The 18,682-nt window shown below is 71.5% G+C and carries 16 protein-coding genes; 7 read left to right on the forward strand and 9 right to left on the reverse strand.

Features of this window, described 5'->3' with window-relative positions:
* Positions 1-20: 20 nt before the first annotated feature.
* From CHC09_RS29135 to CHC09_RS29150, 3 genes are all read left to right on the forward strand, one after another.
* Entirely contained in the window at positions 21-1,238 is a 1,218-nt protein-coding gene (locus CHC09_RS29135) for an exonuclease domain-containing protein (RefSeq protein WP_089296426.1), read from the forward strand.
* A 552-nt stretch (positions 1,239-1,790) separates the two neighbouring features.
* Entirely contained in the window at positions 1,791-2,486 is a 696-nt protein-coding gene (locus CHC09_RS29145) for a response regulator transcription factor (RefSeq protein WP_089296534.1), read from the forward strand.
* A complete protein-coding gene (locus tag CHC09_RS29150) occupies positions 2,479-3,837 on the forward strand; it encodes a HAMP domain-containing sensor histidine kinase (RefSeq protein WP_089296428.1) in 1,359 nt (452 codons plus the stop codon). The genes CHC09_RS29145 and CHC09_RS29150 overlap by 8 nt, the downstream gene beginning before the upstream one ends.
* 3 nt (positions 3,838-3,840) lie before the next feature.
* Here the strand turns inward: CHC09_RS29150 and CHC09_RS29155 are convergent, their stop codons facing one another.
* Together CHC09_RS29155 and CHC09_RS29160 are read right to left on the reverse strand one after the other, a co-directional pair.
* The gene (locus tag CHC09_RS29155) at positions 3,841-4,611 is read right to left on the reverse strand and encodes a DUF5995 family protein (RefSeq protein ID WP_089296429.1); all 771 of its coding nucleotides are present in this window, start codon (positions 4,609-4,611) and stop codon (positions 3,841-3,843) included.
* 174 nt (positions 4,612-4,785) lie between these two features.
* Positions 4,786-7,611 carry a helix-turn-helix transcriptional regulator gene (locus tag CHC09_RS29160; RefSeq protein WP_089296430.1) on the reverse strand — a complete coding sequence of 942 codons (2,826 nt, stop codon included), beginning with the start codon at positions 7,609-7,611 and terminating at the stop codon, positions 4,786-4,788.
* 175 nt (positions 7,612-7,786) lie between these two features.
* On the opposite strand from CHC09_RS29160, the gene CHC09_RS29165 reads away from it, so the two are divergent.
* From CHC09_RS29165 to CHC09_RS29175, 3 genes are all read left to right on the forward strand, one after another.
* Positions 7,787-8,398, forward strand: coding sequence for an adenylate/guanylate cyclase domain-containing protein (locus CHC09_RS29165; protein ID WP_089296431.1), 612 nt, complete (start codon positions 7,787-7,789; stop codon positions 8,396-8,398).
* Positions 8,399-8,532: 134 nt separating this feature from the next.
* On the forward strand, positions 8,533-10,590 hold the full coding sequence (locus CHC09_RS29170; RefSeq protein WP_089296432.1) for a DNA gyrase/topoisomerase IV subunit B: 2,058 nt from the start codon (positions 8,533-8,535) through the stop codon (positions 10,588-10,590).
* Positions 10,591-10,604: 14 nt separating this feature from the next.
* Complete coding sequence (locus tag CHC09_RS29175) at positions 10,605-13,127, forward strand: DNA gyrase/topoisomerase IV subunit A (RefSeq protein ID WP_089296433.1); 2,523 nt, start codon at positions 10,605-10,607, stop codon at positions 13,125-13,127.
* Positions 13,128-13,207: 80 nt separating this feature from the next.
* Here the strand turns inward: CHC09_RS29175 and CHC09_RS29180 are convergent, their stop codons facing one another.
* Genes CHC09_RS29180 through CHC09_RS29190 form a run of 3 tightly spaced genes read right to left on the reverse strand, consistent with a single transcriptional unit; the run spans position 13,208 to position 14,647 of the window.
* The gene (locus tag CHC09_RS29180; protein ID WP_089296434.1) at positions 13,208-13,651 is read right to left on the reverse strand and encodes a hypothetical protein; all 444 of its coding nucleotides are present in this window, start codon (positions 13,649-13,651) and stop codon (positions 13,208-13,210) included.
* Between the two features lie 43 nt (positions 13,652-13,694).
* Positions 13,695-14,198, reverse strand: coding sequence for an HAD domain-containing protein (locus CHC09_RS29185; protein WP_089296435.1), 504 nt, complete (start codon positions 14,196-14,198; stop codon positions 13,695-13,697).
* 5 nt (positions 14,199-14,203) lie between these two features.
* Entirely contained in the window at positions 14,204-14,647 is a 444-nt protein-coding gene (locus CHC09_RS29190) for a MarR family winged helix-turn-helix transcriptional regulator (protein ID WP_239138555.1), read from the reverse strand.
* A 75-nt stretch (positions 14,648-14,722) separates the two neighbouring features.
* On the opposite strand from CHC09_RS29190, the gene CHC09_RS29195 reads away from it, so the two are divergent.
* Positions 14,723-15,097, forward strand: coding sequence for a cupin domain-containing protein (locus CHC09_RS29195; protein ID WP_089296436.1), 375 nt, complete (start codon positions 14,723-14,725; stop codon positions 15,095-15,097).
* 60 nt (positions 15,098-15,157) lie between these two features.
* Here the strand turns inward: CHC09_RS29195 and CHC09_RS29200 are convergent, their stop codons facing one another.
* From CHC09_RS29200 to CHC09_RS29215, 4 genes are all read right to left on the reverse strand, one after another.
* Positions 15,158-16,117, reverse strand: a complete 960-nt coding sequence (locus tag CHC09_RS29200) for an aldo/keto reductase (protein WP_089296437.1) — start codon at positions 16,115-16,117, stop codon at positions 15,158-15,160.
* 42 nt (positions 16,118-16,159) lie between these two features.
* Complete coding sequence (locus tag CHC09_RS29205; protein ID WP_089296438.1) at positions 16,160-16,360, reverse strand: hypothetical protein; 201 nt, start codon at positions 16,358-16,360, stop codon at positions 16,160-16,162.
* Positions 16,361-16,516: 156 nt separating this feature from the next.
* The gene (locus CHC09_RS29210) at positions 16,517-17,341 is read right to left on the reverse strand and encodes a class I SAM-dependent methyltransferase (protein WP_089296439.1); all 825 of its coding nucleotides are present in this window, start codon (positions 17,339-17,341) and stop codon (positions 16,517-16,519) included.
* Positions 17,338-18,654 carry a GH1 family beta-glucosidase gene (locus CHC09_RS29215; RefSeq protein ID WP_239138556.1) on the reverse strand — a complete coding sequence of 439 codons (1,317 nt, stop codon included), beginning with the start codon at positions 18,652-18,654 and terminating at the stop codon, positions 17,338-17,340. The genes CHC09_RS29210 and CHC09_RS29215 overlap by 4 nt, the downstream gene beginning before the upstream one ends.
* Positions 18,655-18,682 lie beyond the last annotated feature (28 nt).

Here is an 18,682-nt window from a genome sequence, read left to right on the forward strand (position 1 = left end):
CGGTCGCCTAGCTTTTCCTCATGTACGCCGTTCTGGACTTGCAGACCACCGGCACGAAGACCAGCTGGCACGACCGGATCGTGGAGATCGCGATCGTCCGCCTGGACGAGACCGGCAAGGTCCTCGACGAGTGGTGCACCCTGGTCAACCCGGACCGTGATCTCGGCCCGCAGGAGCTGCACGGGATCACCGGTGCCGAGGCGCGCCGGGCGCCCGTCTTCGCGGAGCTGGCCGGGGCGATCGCCGAGCGGCTGGCCGGGCAGCTAGTGGTGGCGCACTACCTGCTCTTCGACGCGGGTTTCCTGGCCGCGGCGTTCGCCAAGCTGGGGGTGAGCGTGCCGGTCGACGAGGACCGGGGCCTGTGCACCATGCGCCTGGCCGGGCATTTCCTGCCGACCGCCTCGCGCAGCCTGAAGGCCTGCCGCGCCGCCGCCGGCCTGGGCCCGCACCGGGAGTACTCGGCGCTGCACGGGGCGCGCGCCGCCGGTGAACTGCTCGCGTACTACCTGGAACGGGCCGGCGACCCGCCGCCGTGGGCCGAGCTGATCGACGCGGCCGGGAAGGCGGAGTGGCCGGTGTTGCCGGTGACCGGCATCGCGCCGGTGTCGCGCCGCCGCCCCGAGGAGCGGGAGCCGCACTTCCTCACCCGGCTCGTCGAGCGCCTGCCCCGCCAGCTGAACCCGAGGGCCGACGCGTACCTCGCCCTGCTCGACGGGGTGCTGCTGGACCGGCACATCTCGGCCAGCGAGGCCGACCAACTGGTCGGCGCGGCCGAGAAGATCGGTCTGTCCCGGGCCGACGCCGAGTTCCTGCACCACCGCTACCTGTCCGGCCTGGCCGCGGTCGCCCTCGCCGACCAGATCCTGACCCCCGCCGAGCGGCTCGACCTGGACGGCGTGGCCGAACTTCTCGGCCTCACCACGGCCGACGTCGACCGGGCCCTCGCCGACGCCGCCGCGAAACCGGCCGCCCAGCCCGCTCAGTGGCAGCTCAGCCCCGGTGACCAGATCGTCTTCACCGGGACGCTGCGCCCGCCTCGCGAGCATCTCGAGGTCGACGCCCTGACCCACGGCCTGCGGACCGCCCGCAAGGTCACCAAGCAGACCCGCCTGCTGGTCGCGGCCGATCCCGACTCGCTGTCCGGTGTGGCCAAGCTGGCCCGCCAGTACGGCATTCCGATCGTCACCACCACGGCGTACAAGGCGATGCTCGAAGCCCTGCTCGCGGCCGTTCGCTGAGTGGCGGGCCGGGTAGTGGATTATGGCGGGCGAGGCATCCCCCCGTGTGCGACGCCTCGCCCGGCTCGGGGCGCCGGGCAATCCCACGCGGCCGGTGGCCCACGCTGCCCGTGCGGCGGCCCGCGCTGCCGGACGACGACCCGCGCGTCGGGGCCGCCGCCTTTATAGCACGAGGGGAGAGCGCTTTCCGTTATCTCGGGCAATTTGGGAGCGCACCCAATCCATCGACCATTACTGAGTGGACGGTGGGTGTTCAAGGCTTCTTGTGAACGTTCACTCGTTCGGCGACCGCGGCGGGTCCGGTCGCGCGTCGCGGCCCGGGCCGGTGGTCACGCCGCGCGAGATGACCACGGGACGAGGTCCGAGAGGCCCGCGGACGGAGCTCCACAGGTCGTACCCGGGAAAGTCGGGTTGAGCGCGCCCACAGTCGACCCCGGCGGGCGCGGCGGCCGTGACCGGCGGCGATCCGGACTGTGACCACGACGACATCCGGCACTCGCCGCCGGCCGCCTTACGTTGCTCGAACATTCGTTGATCCGCCGCGACGGCATGATGTGTTCCGTGATTGATACGTCGAAGGGGCTCGTCCTGGTCGTCGAGGACGAGCGGCCGATCGCCGATCTGGTCCGGCTCTACCTGAGCCGGGAGGGTTTCGGTGTGCAGGTCGAGCACGACGGAGCGGCCGGGCTGGCGGCCGCCCGCCGGCTGCGCCCGGTCGCGTGCATCCTCGACATCGCGCTGCCCGGCCTGGACGGCACGGAGATCTGCCGGCGGCTGCGGGCCGACGGCGACTGGACACCGGTGATCTTCCTGACCGCGCGGGACGACGAGGTGGACCGGATCCTCGGCCTGGAACTGGGTGGCGACGACTACGTGACGAAACCGTTCAGCCCGCGGGAGCTGGTCACCCGGGTCAAGGCGCTGCTGCGCCGGGCGGCCGGGCCGCCGGAGACGGATCGGATCCGCAGCCTCGGCCCGGTCACGGTGGACCAGAGCCGGCGTACGGCCGCGATCGGCAACCAGCCGCTGACCCTGACCGCCACCGAGTTCGACCTGCTGGCGCACCTGATCGGCCGTCCCGGCCGGGTATTCACCCGGGAGGAACTGCTCGCCGCGGTCTGGGGGTACGCCTCGCACGCCGGCACCCGCACCGTCGATGTGCACGTCGCGCAGGTCCGGGCCAAGCTGGGCGGCGCGGCCGGTCTGATCCGGACCGTCCGTGGCGTCGGGTACACCGCCGATGCGTGACTTCTTCCGCACCCTGACCGGTCGTGCGGTCCTGGTCACCGCCGCCACCGCGGTGGTCTCGGTGATCGTCACGGCGCTGGTCGCGATCCCGGTCGCGGTCCGTTCGGTGAACGCCCAGGTCCGCGACGAACTGGTGGAGAAGAGCGCGCTCGCGGTCGAACTCCTCACCGATCAGCGCCCGGCCGCCCGGGAGAAGATCGCCAACCGGCTGCGTCAGGACGACATCGAGATCTATCTGATCCGGCGGGGCGTGCCGGACCGGCGCGGCCTGCCGAACCGGGTGATCACCCAGGTGAGCGGCGGTGGCCTGGTCAATATCCGGGGCCGGGTCGGCGGGCGGCCCTCGTTCATCGCCGGCCGTCCGCTCCCCGGGGTCGACGCCGGTGTGGTGCTCACCCGTCCGGTCGCCTCCGGCCTCGCGCTGAAGGTGCTCGGCGGTGTCTGGTGGGCGCTGCTGGCCGGCCTGCTCGGTGGGATCCTGGCCGGCGCGCTGCTGGCCCGCTTCGTCACCAGGCCGATCGAGCTGGCCGCGGCGGCGGCCGGGCGGCTCGCCGACGGTGACCGGTCGGTGCGGATCGCCCGGCGCGGACCGGCCGAGGCGGTGCGGCTCGCCGAGGCGGTGAATCTGCTGGCCGAGGCGTTGCAGACGAGCGAGGGCCGGGAGCGCGACTTCCTGCTGTCGGTCTCCCACGAGCTGCGTACGCCGCTGGCCACCATCCGTGGCTACGCCGAGGCCCTCGCCGACGGGGTGGTCGTCGAGGACGGCGCGGTGCGGGCCGGGGCCACCATGCTGGCCGAGGCCGACCGCCTCGATCGGCTGATCTCCGACCTGCTGGTGCTGTCCCGCCTGGAAGCGGCCGACCTGCCGCTGGACGTGGTCGCGGTGGACCTGGTGGCGCTGGTCGAGGAGGCCGGCCGGGCCTGGTCGGCGCGGTGTGCGGCGGACGGGCCGAGTCTCTCGGTGGAGCTGCCGGCCGGCCCGGTCATCGTCGAGACCGATCCCGGCCGGATCCGGCAGGTGCTCGACGGGTTGTGCGAGAACGCACTGCGGGTGGTCCCGGCCGGCGCGCCGCTGGTGCTGGCGGTACGTGCGGGGGAGTCCGGCGGGGTGGTCGAGGTGCGTGACGGCGGGCCGGGCTTCACCGACGACGACCTGGCCGTGGCGTTCGAGCGGGGCGCGCTGAACCGCCGTTACCGGGGTCTGCGCAAGGTGGGCAGCGGGCTCGGGCTGGCCCTCGCCGCGCGGCTGGTCGGCCGGCTGGGCGGGCGGATCGAGGCCGGGCACGCTCCGGAGGGCGGGGCGATGTTCACGGTGGAGCTTCCGCACCGGACGCGAACGATCGCCGCCTGATCCTCACTGCAGAAATTCGGCGAACGGCGAGAGCAGCAGTTTGCCCAGGCCGGAGGCGGTGCGATCGAGCCGGCGCCGCTCCCGGTCGAGGGCGATCTGCTCGTGCCGGACCGCCCAGATCTTCTGGGCGTTGCGCCAGGCGACATTGCGCGTGTACTCCACCATCTCGCCCTGCCACCAGTCGTCCAGGTCACCGTTCATCGTGTCGATGAGCAGCTGCCACCGGTCCAGGTAGCCGCGCCGCAGACCCGGGATCTCCTCCGCGAAGATGTCGTTGACCTGGAGGTAGTCGTGGTGCTGGTCGCTGCCGTCGATCGGGTCGGTGCCCAGGTGGTCGAACGTGGTGACCAGCGCGAACGGCAGGTCGAAGTTGATGTGCGCGTTGACGCCGGCGACGGCGGACGGCAGCGGGCGCGGGTCCGGCCCGGGGATCCGGCTGAACAGGCCGGCCCAGGCGCCGGGGCAGGCCGGGCTGCTCTCGGTCCAGTAGCGCAGGGCGTCGAAGTAGCGCGCGGCGAACTCCACGTCCAACCGGGACAGGAACGCCGGATCCTTGAACTTGCCCGCGTAGAGCCGGTCCAGCACGTTCTCGGTGATGGTCAGATAGAGCCTGTTGAAGTCGGCCAGCGGGTTGCCGTCCAGCAACGGTGGCACCTGACAGAGAACGTCCTGCAGTTTGGCGAGCTGGTCGACGACGGCGGGCACATCGTCCGGGTGCTCCTGCAGGATCGCGGACATCTGAGACTGCACTGGTCCCCAGATGGGCTGAATCATCGGATCCTCCACAGACTTGCTGATGTGCGGAGGGCCCCCAGCACCGCCCGGCGGTTCCCAGACCACCGGGCGGTGCTCCCCCGTGCGCACAGCCTTTCACCGGCGGCGTCAAGGGGGATCGGTAGAAAGACGTATTCCCCGTACGTATGTCACGGCGGGATAACGAATGCCTGGTCAGGCCGCTGTCAGAAAGACCCGGCTGGCCTGTACGCGAGTACGCACCTGGAGTTTGTCGAAGATGTGGCCGAGGTGCACGCCGACCGTGCGCTCGCTGATGAACAGTAACTCGCCGATCTCCCGGTTCGTCAGTCCCTCGGCGACAGCGGCCAGCACCTCGCGCTCCCGCCCGGTGAGAACGGCCAGCTCGTCGCCGGGATCCGGCTCCGGCGGCGGCATCGGCACGGTGTCCGCCTCCTCGGCGAGCGAGACCCGGAACCGCTGCGCGACGCCCTTGATCTCGTTCGCGAGCGGCCGGGCGCCCATCGCGATCGCCGTCGCGTACGCCTGACGCAGCCCGGCCACCGCGGCCGTGCGCCGGGCCCGGCGCGCCAGCGCCACCTCGGCATGCCGCAGCCGTGAATACGCGGCCGGGTAGGGCTGCTCACGACGGTCCCAGATGGCCGCCGCCCGGGCCCACGGCTCCGGATCCTGCCGGTCCTCGACCCGGCTCAGCTCGGCGGCGCAGAGATAGAGGTACCCGTCGATCACCGCGCGGACCTCGGGCGCCGCGTTGCCGGCCCCCGTCTCCAGGCGGGCGACCACGGTCTTCAGCCGGCGCAGCGCGCCCGGGTCGACAGTGGAGCCGGCCGCCCGCGCCTCCGCCTCGGCCCGTAGCCCGTGCCAGGCCAGCACGCCGAGCAGCACCAGGTCGTCGGAGCGGGTCTCGGTCAGGCCGCGCTGCACCGCCGCGCGGGCGGTGGCGTGCTCCTTCTGCCACATCGCCAGCCCGGCGCGCAGGGTGAGCATCGGCAGCACGTGCCGGGCCCCGCCGCCGGCCAGCAGCGTCGCCGCCGCGTCGAGGTCGCGGCGGGCGTTGTCGACCTCGCCGAAACCGACCCAGAGCCGGCTGCGGGCGAGCAGCAACTCGACCGCGTCGGCGCCGGACGGCCGGTGCCGCATCGCCTCCTCCAGCACGCTGTCCGCCTCGGCCCACTGACCGATCCGGAACAGGCCGTTGCCGGCGATCGCCAGCAGCCGGGTCTGATATGTGCGGCCGACCCCGCGCGAGGCGAGCCGGTCGGCGCCCCGGCGGGCGACCAGCACGCCCTCCTCGATGCTGTTCAGCGGGCCGGTGAGCAGCTCGGCCAGGTGCAGGTAGGCGACGCCCAGGTCGTCCGGGTGGCCGGAGCGCTCGGCGATCTCCACGGCCTGCCGGATGACGGCCAGCCCGGCGTCCGGGTCCTCCCGGAAGGCGGCGCTGAAGCCCAGCGCGGCGCTGGCCCGGACCAGGTCGGCGGTCGAGCCGTTGATCGCGGCCAGCTCCAGGGCGTCCCGGGCGTACTGGTTCGCGTCCGCGTACCGGCCCAGGTGCAGCAGCAGCTCGGCGAGGAAGGCGGCGGCGGTGACCCGCAGCTGGGGCGTGCAGTCCGGCGCCGCCAGCGCCAGCTCGTACTCCCGCTCGGCGGGCTCCGAGCGGCCGGCCGCCGCGAGGTAACGGGCCCGGCGCAGGTGCAGCTCGCACTCGCCGGGGGCGTCCTTGCGGCCGGCCAGCTCCTCCAGGCGGGCCAGGGCGAGCAGGTGCTCGCCGCACTGGTGCGCCGACTCGGCGGCGTGGCCGAGCAGCTCGGTGCGCTGGATCGGGTCCGCGCCGGCCACGTCGTCGCCGGTCAGCCGCAGCGCGAGGGTCCAGTGGCGATGGGCCTCGGCGAAGCCGTACAGGCTCTCGGCGGAGTGGGCCGCGGCGATCACCGACGGCAGCGCCCGGTCCGGTGACCCGGCCCGCTGCCAGTGGTGGGCCAGCCGGGCGTGATCCGCGTCGCCCGGGCACACCTCGAGGGCCTCGGCGTACCGCCGGTGCAGGGCGGCCGCCTCGGCCGGCAGCACCTCCTGCTCCAGCACCTCGGCGACCAGGCGGTGCCGCAACCGGTAGCCCTCACCGTCGCCGACGACGAACCGGTACGCCACCGCGGCGCGGATCGCCTCCAGCAACTCGTCCTCGGGCAGGCGCACCACCCGGGCCAGCACCGGGTGCTCGACCGGCTCGACGCCGGCGGCGAGCGCGTTCACCACCGCGTGCGCGTTGGCCGGCAGCTCGTCGATGCGGGCCAGGAAGATCTCGCGGAGCGTGTCGGAGAGCTCGACCCGGCCGTCGCGCAGGTCCCGGGCCAGCTCCTCGACCACGAACGGGTTGCCGCCGCTGCGCTTGTAGACCCGGTCGGCGTCCTCGACGGCCACGTCCCGGGCGGCGATCGCGCTGACCAGCTCCCGGGTCTGCTCCCGGTCCAGCGGGGCCAGGTCGACCACCCGCACCGAGCGCAGCCGGCGCAGCTCGGCCAGCACCCGGCGCAGCGGGTGGGTGCCGTGCAGGGCCTCGGCGCGGATCGCGGCGAGCACCGAGACGCGCACGTCGCCCAGCCCGGCGAGCAGGTAGAGCAGCAGCTGACGGGTGCTCCGGTCGGCCCACTGGAGATCGTCGAGGACCAGCAGCAGGCGCTGGTCGCCGGCGATCATCCGGAGCTCGCGCGAGACCCGGTCGAGCAGCGCGCCGGCGTCGTCGGCCACTGTGGCGAGTGCGCTGTCGTGCCGCCGCAACGCCTGCAGCACCGGGTGCAGTGGCGAGGCGTCGCCGATGTCCAGGCAGGTGCCGGAGAGCACCGCGAAGCCCCCGCCACGCAGCGCGTCGGCGGTCTCACGCAGCAGCCGGCTCTTGCCGACGCCGCTCTCCCCGGTCACGAAGACCGCGGCTGTCCCACCGGGCCCGACGTCACGGAGGTAGGACTGAAGGTCGGCCAGCGTGCCGGTGCGCCCGACAAGCGGCCCGTCGTCCCCCTGGCTGGCCATGTCCGGCAGCCTAATGCGAAAGCACCTACCACGTTGTCGTCGGTTCGGACTGTTCTGCGTCACAAAAATGACGATGGTGGATGCGGTCAGAGATACGTCGTTCTGCGGATCCAAAGGCCGGGCCGGGCTGGCACCGTTCTCCCGGTCAACGCAGTGATCTCCGGGAGCGTGAGACATGACCATCATCACCACTGCCGCCGTCCAGGAGCGGCGCCAGACCGTGACCGTGCTGTTCGTCGACATCGTCGGCTTCACCGCACTGGTCGACCGGCTGGACTGCGCGGAGGTCCGGGCACTGCAACGGGACTACTTCTCGGCGGTGGCCGGGGTGGTCCGCGACTGTGGCGGCATCGTCGAGAAGTACGTCGGTGACGCGGTGATGGCGGTGTTCGGCGCGGACGAGGGCGGCTTCGAGCCGGAGGCGGCCGCCTCGGCCGTGCGCGCGGGCCTGTCGGTCCAGGAGGCGTTGAGGGGGCGTCTCCTGGCCGGCGGGCACCGGGTGCGGACCCGGGTCGGGCTCGCCACCGGCGAAGTGATCGTGGATCCACTGATGGCCTTCGACGGTGGCTACGGGATGATCAGTGGCAGCGTGGTGGCGACCGCGGCCCGCCTGCAGGCGTACGCGCCGCACGACACGGTGGTGGTCTGTTCGGCGACCCGGGAGGTCACCGACGAGCTGATCGCCTATCAGGAGCTGCCGCCGGTCTCGGTGCCGGGCAAGTCGTACCCGTTGGACCTGTGGCGTGCGCTACAGCCGCAGTCTGTCCGGTTGGTGGGAGCTTGCTAGCCAAATTTTGTAACCTTTTTCCCGAATTTTCGGGTCCACAGGGTATGACCTGGCTCGCCTGAGGCGGAAGTGTCGGACGCGCCGGGTAGGCTCGCGCCGTTCTGACCACCGACGGCGACCGGGAGAGCCATCTCGTGACCGCACAGCCAGAGACCTTGTACGGGGCTGACGACCTCACGCACCTGGAAGGGCTGGACGCTGTCCGGAAACGCCCAGGCATGTACATCGGGTCCACCGACAGCCGCGGCATCAACCACCTCGCCAACGAGATCATCGACAACTGCACCGACGAGGGCGTCGGCGGCCACGCCACCCGGATCGCCGTCACGCTGCACGGCGACGGCTCGGTCCAGGTCGACGACGACGGCCGGGGCATCCCCACCGACGTGCACGCCAAGAGCGGCCTGAGCGGCGTCGAGCTGGTGCTCACCCGGCTGCACGCCGGCGGCAAGTTCGGCGGCTCGGGTTACAAGGCGTCCGGTGGTCTGCACGGCGTCGGCGCCTCCGCGGTCAACGCGCTGGCGCTCCGCTACGACGTCACCGTCAAGCGCGACGGCAAGGTGCACGAGATCTCCTTCCAGCGCGGCGTGCCCGGCGTCTTCGACGGCCCCGGCCCGGACGCGCCGTTCACCCGGGAGGCCGGTCTGCGGGTCGTCCGCCGGATGAAGCGCGGCGAGCCCACCGGCACCTCGACCCGGTACTGGTACGACGCCCGGTATTTCGAGACCGGCGCCCGCCTGGACGTCGACGCCGTCCGCGCCAAGCTGCGCAACACCGCGTTCCTGGTCCCCGGTGTGCAGTACACGCTCTTCGACGCGAACGCCGAGGAGCCGCAGACCGAGACGTTCCACTACCCCAACGGCCTGGTCGACATGGTGGAGTTCCTGACGCCGGCCGCCGACAAGCCGGTCTCCGGGATCCTGATGGTCACCGGCGAGGGGACGTACAAGGAGAACGCCGCCGACGCCAACGGCGTCATGCAGTCGAACGTGCTGCGGACCGCGCAGATCGAGGTCGCCTTCCGCTGGGGCACCGGTTACGAGCGCACCGTCGAGTGCTTCACCAACACCATCCGCAACGTGCACGGCGGCACGCACCGCAAGGGCTTCGAGCGGGCCCTGGTGCGCGCCCTGACCGAGGCCATCCGCAACACCCGCGGCCTGCTCAAGCCCAAGGAGGAGCCGCCGGTCCTGGATGACCTGCTGGAGGGCATGACCGCGGTCCTGCACGTGCGGGTGCCGGAGCCGCAGTTCACCTCGCAGACCAAGGACGAGCTCTCCACCGCCGGCCTCACCCGGGTGCTGCAGACGCTGGTCGAGGCGTACCTGAAGGAGTGGATCGAGGGCCGGCGCACCAAGGTCGAGGCCCGCACCGTCCTGCAGAAGGTGGTGGACGCGGCCCGCGTCCGGCTCACCCAGAAGCAGCAGAAGGACGCGGCCCGGCGCAAGACCGCCCTGGAGGGCGCGTCGATGCCGCCCAAGCTGGTCGACTGCCGGGCCACCGGCATCGCCCGCAGCGAGCTCTACATCGTCGAGGGTGACAGCGCCCTCGGCACCGCCCGGATGGCCCGTTCCTCGGAGTACCAGGCGCTGCTGCCGATCCGCGGCAAGATCCTCAACGTCCAGAAAGCGTCGCTCCAGCAGGTCCTGGACAACGCCGAGTGCTCGGCGATCGTGCAGGTGCTGGGTGCCGGCTCCGGGCGGACCTTCGAGATCGGCGCGATGCGGTACGGCCGCGTCATGATCATGGCGGACGCCGATGTGGACGGCTCGCACATCCGGACGCTGCTGATCACGCTCTTCGCGAAGTACATGCGCCCGGTGATCGAGGAGGGCCGGCTCTTCGCCGCCATGCCGCCGCTGCACAAGGTGGTCACCAAGGGGCGTAACTCGGAGACCATCTTCACGTACACGCAGCAGGAGATGGAGTCGACCGTCGCCCGCTTCGAGCGCGCCGGCAAGACCGTGCAGAAGCCGGTGCCGCGGTTCAAGGGCCTCGGCGAGATGGACGCCGACGAGCTGTGGGACACCACGATGAACCCGGCGAGCCGTACCGTCCGGCGGATCACCCTGAACGACGTCGACCGCGCCGAGGCCACCCTCGAGCTGCTGATGGGCGAGCGTGTCGAGCCCCGGAAGAACTGGCTGATCGAGGCGGCTGGCCGCATCGATCAGGAGACGATCGACGCCTGAGAGGTCGCTGTTTCATGGCACGCCGCAAGAACACCGAGAACCGCGTCGACCTGTCCGCGTTCGACCAGGCCGGCGCCAACGTCATCGACAACCCGCTGACCACCGAGGTCGAGGACTCCTATCTGGAGTACGCGTACTCGGTGATCCACTCACGCGCGCTGCCCGACGCGCGGGACGGCCTCAAGCCGGTGCACCGCCGGATCCTCTGGTCGATGTCCGAGCAGGGTCACCGCCCCGACCGGGCGTACGTGAAGTCCGCCCGCGTGGTCGGCGACGTGATGGGTAAGTACCACCCGCACGGCGACGTGGCGATCTACGACGCTCTGGTCCGGCTCGCCCAGGACTTCTCGCTCAACGCCCCGCTGATCGACGGCCACGGCAACTTCGGCTCGCCCGACGACGGGCCGGCCGCCGCGCGGTACACCGAGGCGCGGATGTCCCGCGAGGCGATGCTGCTCGTCGGCGAGCTGGGCGAGGGCACGGTCGACTTCAAGCCGACCTACGACGGCGACGACATCGAGCCCCGGGTGCTGCCGGCGGCGTTCCCGAACCTGCTGGTCAACGGCACGTCCGGGATCGCGGTCGGGATGGCGACCAACATGATCCCGCACAACCTCGGCGAGGTGGTGGCGGCCGCCCGGCACCTGATCACCAACCCCGAGGCCGAGCTCGACGAGCTGATGCGCTTCGTGCCCGGTCCCGACCTGCCCACCGGTGGTCAGCTGCTCGGCCTCGATGAGGTGCGCAGGGCGTACGAGACCGGTCGTGGCGTGGTGCGGATGCGCGCCCGGGCGCAGACCGGCCTGCTCGAGGGTGGGCGCGGGCGGCAGGCGATCACGATCACCGAGCTGCCGTACGGCATCGGTGCCGAGAAGATCATCGAGGCGATCACCGACGAGGTGAAGGGCAAGTTGATCACCTCGGGCCCGCGGCGCGGGCAGCGGCAGGCCGCCCGGTTGCAGGGCATCGCCGACGTCAAGGACCTGACCGACCGCGAGCACGGCACCCGCCTGGTGATCGAGTGCAAGGTCGGCGTCAACCCGCAGGCGCTGCTGGCGGACCTCTACCGGCTGACCCCGCTGGAGAGCTCGTTCGGCATCAACAACCTGGTGCTGGTCGACGGGCAGCCGCGGACCCTCGGGCTCAAGGCGCTGCTGGAGGTCTTCGTCCAGCACCGCTACGACGTGGTCACCCGGCGGACCGAGTACCGCCGGACCAAGCGCCAGGACCGCCTGCACCTGGTGGACGGTCTGCTCATCGCCCTGATCGACATCGACCGGGTGGTCGCGATCATCCGGGCCAGCGACGACGCGGCCGCGGCCAAGTCGGGTCTGATGAGCGAGTTCGGCCTCAGCGACATCCAGGCGACGTACATCCTGGACACGCCGCTGCGCCGGCTCACCCGCTTCGACCGGATCGAGCTGGAGACGGAGCAGGAGCGGCTGCGCAACGAGATCGCCGAGCTCAGCCGGATCCTGGACAACGAGGACGTGCTCAAGCAGGTGGTCTCGGACGAGCTGGCCGAGGTGACCGCCGAGTTCGGGCGGCCGCGGCAGACCACGCTGATCGACGGTGACCTCAAGGAGGTGCTCGCCGCCTCGGTGCCGGCCGGCCCGCTCGAGGTCGCGGACGACCCGTGTCAGGTGATCCTCTCCGCCACCGGGCTGATCGCCCGGACGGCGGCGGAGAGCGAGGAGTCGACCGAGGCGCGCAAGCGCAGCGGCCGGGTCAAGCACGACACGGTCCGCGCGATCATCCACTCCACGGCCCGCGGCCGGATCCTGCTGATCACCAACCGGGGGCGGGCGTTCAAGACCGACGTGCTGCCGCTGCCGGTGCTGCCGGAGCAGTCCGGGACGGTGTCGCTGCGCGGTGGCATGTCGGCGTCCGAGCTGGTGCCGCTGGAGAAGGGCGAGCGGGTGGTCGGGCTCGCGCCGCTGACTGCCGGCGACTCCCCGGGCATCGCGCTCGGCACCCGGCAGGGCGTGGTCAAGGTCTGCGCGCCGGAGTGGCCGGTGCGGTCCGACGAGTTCGAGGTGATCACCCTCAAGGAGGGTGACGAGGTCCTCGAGGCCACCTGGCTGATGAACGGCGCCGAGTCGCTGGTCTTCATCACGTCGGACGCGAACCTGCTGCGGTTCCCGGCCAAGCTGGTCCGGCCACAGGGCCTCAAGGGCGGTGGCATGGCGGGTGTCAACCTGTCGCCGGAGGCCAGCGTGATCTCGTTCAACGCGGTGTCCACGTCGGATCCGTCGCACGGGGAGCCGATGGTCGTCACCTCGACGGGCGCCCAGGTGAAGGTGTCGCCGTTCGCGTCGTACCCGGCGAAGGGCCGCGCGACCGGCGGGGTCCGGGCGCAGCGGTTCCTGCGGGGCGAGTGCGAGCTGACGGTGGCCTGGGTCGGCCCGCGCCCGGTCGGCGCGAGCAGCACCGGCGAGCCGGTCGAGCTGCCCGAGCCCGATGCTCGCCGGGACGGCTCCGGCGTCGCGGTGATGATGGGCCCGCAGCTGATCGGGCACCACATCGAACGCGACTGACCCGGCACTTCCTGACCGCCCGCCGGAACCTTCCGGCGGGCGGTTCGCTTTTCCGAACACCCCGGGCAGGATGCCTGGGGTCAGTGGATGAAGGCCTGCTGGAGGGCGGCGACCAGGGCCTCGGCGTTCTTCTTGTCGACCCGCGGGAAGGTCAGCGCGATGCCGTCGCCGGCGTTGCCGAAGGCGATCCGGACCAGGCTGACGATGCCCATCTTGACCTCGGCGACGGCGACGTGCTGGCGCGGCATCTCGCCGAGCACCCTCTTGCCCGGGCCGCCCAGGAAGCTCTGGGACAGGAAGATCATCCGATGGGTGGTCACCACCACGAACTGCCGCCCGGTGTTGACGAGCGCGGCGCCCAGTGCGCCGCCGGCCTCCATGATCAGGGCCTGCTTCATGACGGTGCCGAGGCGGCTCGAGGAGAAGCTGCCGACCTGCGCGCGGGTCGCGGCGACCGGCTGCTCGCCGGGCTGCAGAAGGTGCGCGATCTGCTCGAATGCGCGGGTCTGAAGTTTCTGGTTCATGACGCTCCTCCGTGATCTTCGTACGTCGCGCGGAGGATAGTGATCACGGCGTCGGCCGGGAAGTGCCGAAGGTCATGACGAAGGTCTCGATCGCGTCGAGGTGCTCCGGCTGCAGTCCGCGGTTCGGCTTCGGCGTGATCAGGAGTACGCGGTCCAGCCCGGACAGCTCGTCGTGCGCCGAGGGCGAGATGTCGGCGTCGTCGGTCCAGATCAACGGGTGGCCGGAAGCCACCACCTGCCGGGCGGCGGCCAGCTTGGCCGTCGCGGCCTCGCGTGGGTTCAGGTTGTCGAGCCAGCAGGGTTCGAAATGGGGCAGGCCGAAGAGGCGTTCCAGCTGGTCGGCGTGCCCGCACCAGGTGGTGCACCAGCGGATCTCGACGGTTCCGGTGCGATGCAGCGCACGGATGCGATCGAGCAGCGCCGGAGCCCAGCGCATGGTGTACCTGAAGCCGCCGGCGTGGGCGTAGCCGCGGCGCGGTGCGGCGCCCCAACCGGGACGGTTCGCGTTGAGGACGCCGTCGACGTCCAGCAGCCAGACGGGTCGCATCCGGGTCACCAGGTGGGGCGGATGCGGCCGGGGACGGCGAGGCGGGACAGGGCCGCGCGGACGCCGGCAAGCTGGTCCGGGCCGAGGGCGTCGGCCCAGGCGCGGAGGACCTCCTCGGCTGACTCGTCGGCGGCGCGGGTGCACGCCCAGCCCCGTGCGGTGAGGACCAGCAGGCGGGCGCGGGCGTCGGTGGGGTGCGGGCGGCGCTCGACGTAGCCCTTGCGGACCAGCTCGTCGGCGGTCTGGCTGGCGGCCTGCTTGGTGACGCCCAGGTGGTCGGCCAGTTCGGCGACGGTGGCGCCGTCGGGGGCGAGGCGGACGAAGGCGAAGCCGTGCGCCGGGCGCAGGTCGGTGAAGCCGCGCGCCCGGACGCCCTCGTGGATGCCGTCGACCAGGGTGGATGCGGCGCCGAGCAGCAGCACCGGCAGGTCCAGAAGATCACGTCGCACGAAAGAAGTTTGACATACAGGTCAAGTTGCTTGACTATTTAGTCAAGCTGCTTGACTAAATTTGAGGGAGAAAGCATGGCGATCCATCGTCGGGACGAGGCGGTCGTGCACCGTCTGCACGGTTCGGCCTTTCATTCGTACGTCTCGCCGTCGGCGGGCAGCGCGGAGCTCTGCGCCTGGCGGCTGGAGATCGCCGGCGGGACCGTGGGGGTCCGGCACCGGGTCAGCCGCGAGGAGGTGATCCTGGTGCTCGCCGGCCGGATCCGCGTCCATCTCGACGGTGTCACCGAGGAGGTGACGGCGGGTGACGTGTTCCGGGTGCCGGTCGGCGTCGAGTTCGGCGTCGACAACGCGACCGCCGAGACCGCCGAGGCGTGGGTGACCACCAGCGTCGGCATGAGGGGGACCCTGCCGGACGGCTCGGTGATCAGCCCGCCCTGGGTGTCCTGACCATCCGGCCGGCCCGCACGGTGCGGGGCCGGGAGCAGGTCCCGGCCCCGCACCGAACCGTCAGCGGGCGGCGCGCAGAGCCCGCAGCGTGTCCAACTCGGCTCCGGACAGTGGCCCGGCGGCCTCGGCGGCCAGGCATTCGTCCAGTTCGCTGCGGTTCTTCACACCGAGCACCACGGTCGGGACGCCGGGCACCGACAGCGCGTAGCGGTGTGCCAGCGCGGCCGGAGTGGTCCCCCAATCCGCGGCGAGCTTGCGGAACGAAACGGCCCGCGCGAAATCGGCCGCCACCGGATCGGTGGCCGTCATCGGACGGTCGATGCTCGTGGTGAGGGCCCCGGCCGCGACCGCGCGGATACCCATCACCGAGACCCCGTTCTCGTTCGCGCGCTGGACGATCTCGTCGCTCTCCGGCCGGACCCCGTTGAAGTACCAGTAACCGTTGAGGTCGAGCGCGTTGACGACAACCTGCGCCGCGTCCGGGCGCGGCGTGTCCCCGAGCGCGGCGAGCACTCGCTCCGGATGGCCGACCGCGGTGATGCCCCAGGCCCGGATCAGGCCCTCGTCGCGCAGCCGCTCGAACTCCGCGGCGGCTTCCTGATATTCGTCCCATCCGATGGTCTCGGGCACCGGGGAGAGAGCCCGGATCTGGGTGTGCAGCAGGAAGAGGTCGAGGTGGGTGCGGCCGATCCGGTCCAGACTGGCGTGCAGGCCGCGGCGGATGCGCGCCCCAAATGCGAGGTCACGCTCGGTGTCGTCCGGCAACCCCACCTTCGACGTGATCATCACCTCGGCGGGGACGGAAGCGGAGCGGAGGGCCTCGCCGGCCACCTGCTCCGCTTCGAAGCCGGCGCCGTAGCTCGGCGCCAGGTCCAGCATCGTGATGCCGGCGTCGAGGGCGGCGTGCACGGTGGCCACCGCCTCGCGCCGATCCGTCGTGCCCCAGACACCGCCGATGCCGCCGCCGCCCAGGGTGAGTGCGCTGATCCGGCCGAGTCGTCCGAAGTTCCGTAGCTCCATGGCCGGAACGCTAGGACCTGGAGCGCGCTCCAGATCAAGCCGTCACTTGCTCGGCTCCGGCACCTTGCACGTGATCTTCGGGTTGACCCCGAGCCAGTTGAGCGGCCCGGCGATCGTGGTGACGATGACGGTTCCGGCCTCCGCGCAACTCGCGTCGCCGGTGTCCTTGAAGTAACCGCGCTGGTACGCCGCGACCAGCCCGAGCAGAAGCCAGATGACGATTACTACCGCGCCTGCGCGCATCGAGAGCCTCCTTAGGGGGGATGCGCGGCAGATACCCGGAACCGTTCGATCTCTAAACGGCGCCCGCTTCGCGGAGAACGGCAAAGAAGGAAAACCCATCCTTCGGTCGTACCGCGGAATGGTTTGCGGTCTTGGAGATGACGGCGTCGAGTGGGGTCAGGCGGGTTTGCGGGCCTGCAGGGTGTAGGTGTGGGGGAGGCGTTCCGGGCGGTCGGCCAGCTGCCACTCGCCGTTGTCGAGCCGGCGCATCCGCCCGGGCAGCGCGTTCCACGGCACGCTCTGGTGCTCGACCAGCCCGGTCAGGGTCAGGCCGGCGTCCAGAACCGCGGTGACGGTCTCGCCGATCCCGTGACTCCACTCGTGCGTGACGGTGTGCGTGAACTCCTGATCGGTGTCCACGTAGGTGCCCGGTTCGTCGTACACCCTCGGTTCGGCCAGCTCGAAGTACGGCTCGGCGAGCGCGATGACGTCGTCCGTGCGGTCGTAGTCGCAGGCCCAGAGCACCGGGTGGCCCTCCCGGATGAAGAGTCGTCCGCCGGGCGCCAGCAGCGACGCGACCGTCGCCGCCCAGCGCCGGATGTCGGGCAGCCAGCCGAGCGCCCCGATCCCGGTGTAGACCAGGTCGAACTCGCCCTCCAGAACCTCCCGGGCGGCGTAGACGTCACTCTGCACGTACGGAATGTCCGCGCCGGCCTGTTCGGCGATGATCCGCGCCTGCTTCAGCGACTCGCCGGAGAAGTCCAGGCCGGTCATCCGGGCGCCGAGCCGGGACAGCGAGACCGTGTCCGTGCCGATGTGGCACTGCAGGTGCACGGCTCGCTGCCCGGTGACGTCGCCGAGCAGTGGAACGTCGAAGCGGACCACGTCGCTCAGATGCGCCGGGTCACTCGCGAAACGGGAGACGCCGTAGCCGGGCGAGGCGGCGTGCGCCGGTGCCCGTTCGTCCCAGTTGGCCCGGTTGACGGTCAGGTAGTCACTCACAGGCCGGAGCGTATGCGGTCCTGGAACCACAGCGCACTCTGTTTCGGCGTCCGCCGCTGGGTCTCGTAATCGACCGCGACCAGCCCGAACCGGCTGCGGTAACCCTCGGCCCACTCGAAGTTGTCCATCAGCGACCAGGCGAAGTATCCGCGCACGTCGGCGCCCTGGGCACGGGCCGCGAGGGTGGCCTCGATGTGCGCCCTGAGGTACGCCGTCCGCTCCTCGTCCGCGACGTACCCGTTCTCGTCCGGGCTGTCGTCGTAGACCGCCCCGTTCTCGGTGACCGCGAGCGGCACCCCGTAGTCGTGGTGCAGGCGCAGCAGCAGGGTGGTGAACCGGTCCGGGGTGACCGGCCAGCCCATCGCGGTCTTCGGCGCGTCCGGCTGGATCTCCCGGACCACCGGCCGGCCCAGCGCGTCGTGCGTGTTGCCCTGCTCGTCGCGGCCGGCGAAGTCCTGCCCGAAGTAGAAGTTGACGCCGAGCACGTCGGGCCGCTTCGCGATCAGCGCGAGGTCGCCGTCCCGGATCGGCAGGCTGTGGCCCTGCGCCGCGAGGTCTTCCAGGACGTCGGCCGGATAGCGGCCGTGGACCACCGGGTCGAGGAAGATCCGGGTGACGTTGCCGTCCGCGCGCCGGGCCGCGGCGAGGTCCAGCGGGTCGTCGGTGTGCGGGGTCGCCGTTCCGATGTTCAGCGCCAGCCCGACCGAGTTGTCCGGCCTCTTGACGATCGACGCGGCCAGCCCGTGCGCCAGCAGCAGGTGATGGGTGGCGGCCAGCGCGGCGCCGAAGTCGCGCCGTCCCGGGGCATGCACCCCGTGCTGGTAGCCGAGATAGGCCGCGCACCACGGTTCGTTCAGGGTCTGCCAGTTGCGCACGCGATCCTGGAGCCGGTCGAAGACCAGCTTCGAGAAGTCGGCGAACCGGTACGCGGTGTCCCGGTGCGGCCAGCCCCCGGCGTCCTCCAGCTCCTGCGGCAGGTCCCAGTGGTAGAGGGTGAGCCACGGTTCGATGCCGTTGCCCAGCAGCTCGTCCACGAGCCGGTCGTAGAAGTCCAGGCCGGCCGCGTTGGCGGGGCCGCGCCCGCCGGGCTGCACCCGGGGCCAGGAGACCGAGAAGCGGTACGCGTCCACGCCCAGGCTCTTGATCAGCCGCACGTCGTCGGGCATCCGGTGGTAGTGGTCGCAGGCCACGTCGCCGTGCTCGCCGACGACATCGTGCGCGAACGTGTCCCAGATGGACGGCGTGCGACCGTCCTCGGCGGCCGCGCCCTCGATCTGGTAGGCGGAGGTGGCCACACCCCAGGTAAATGTCACGATATTTCTCCGTAAAAGAAAGTGGCGG

Origin of the sequence: Actinoplanes regularis, assembly GCF_900188005.1 — a bacterium.
Lineage (GTDB): Bacteria > Actinomycetota > Actinomycetes > Mycobacteriales > Micromonosporaceae > Actinoplanes > Actinoplanes regularis.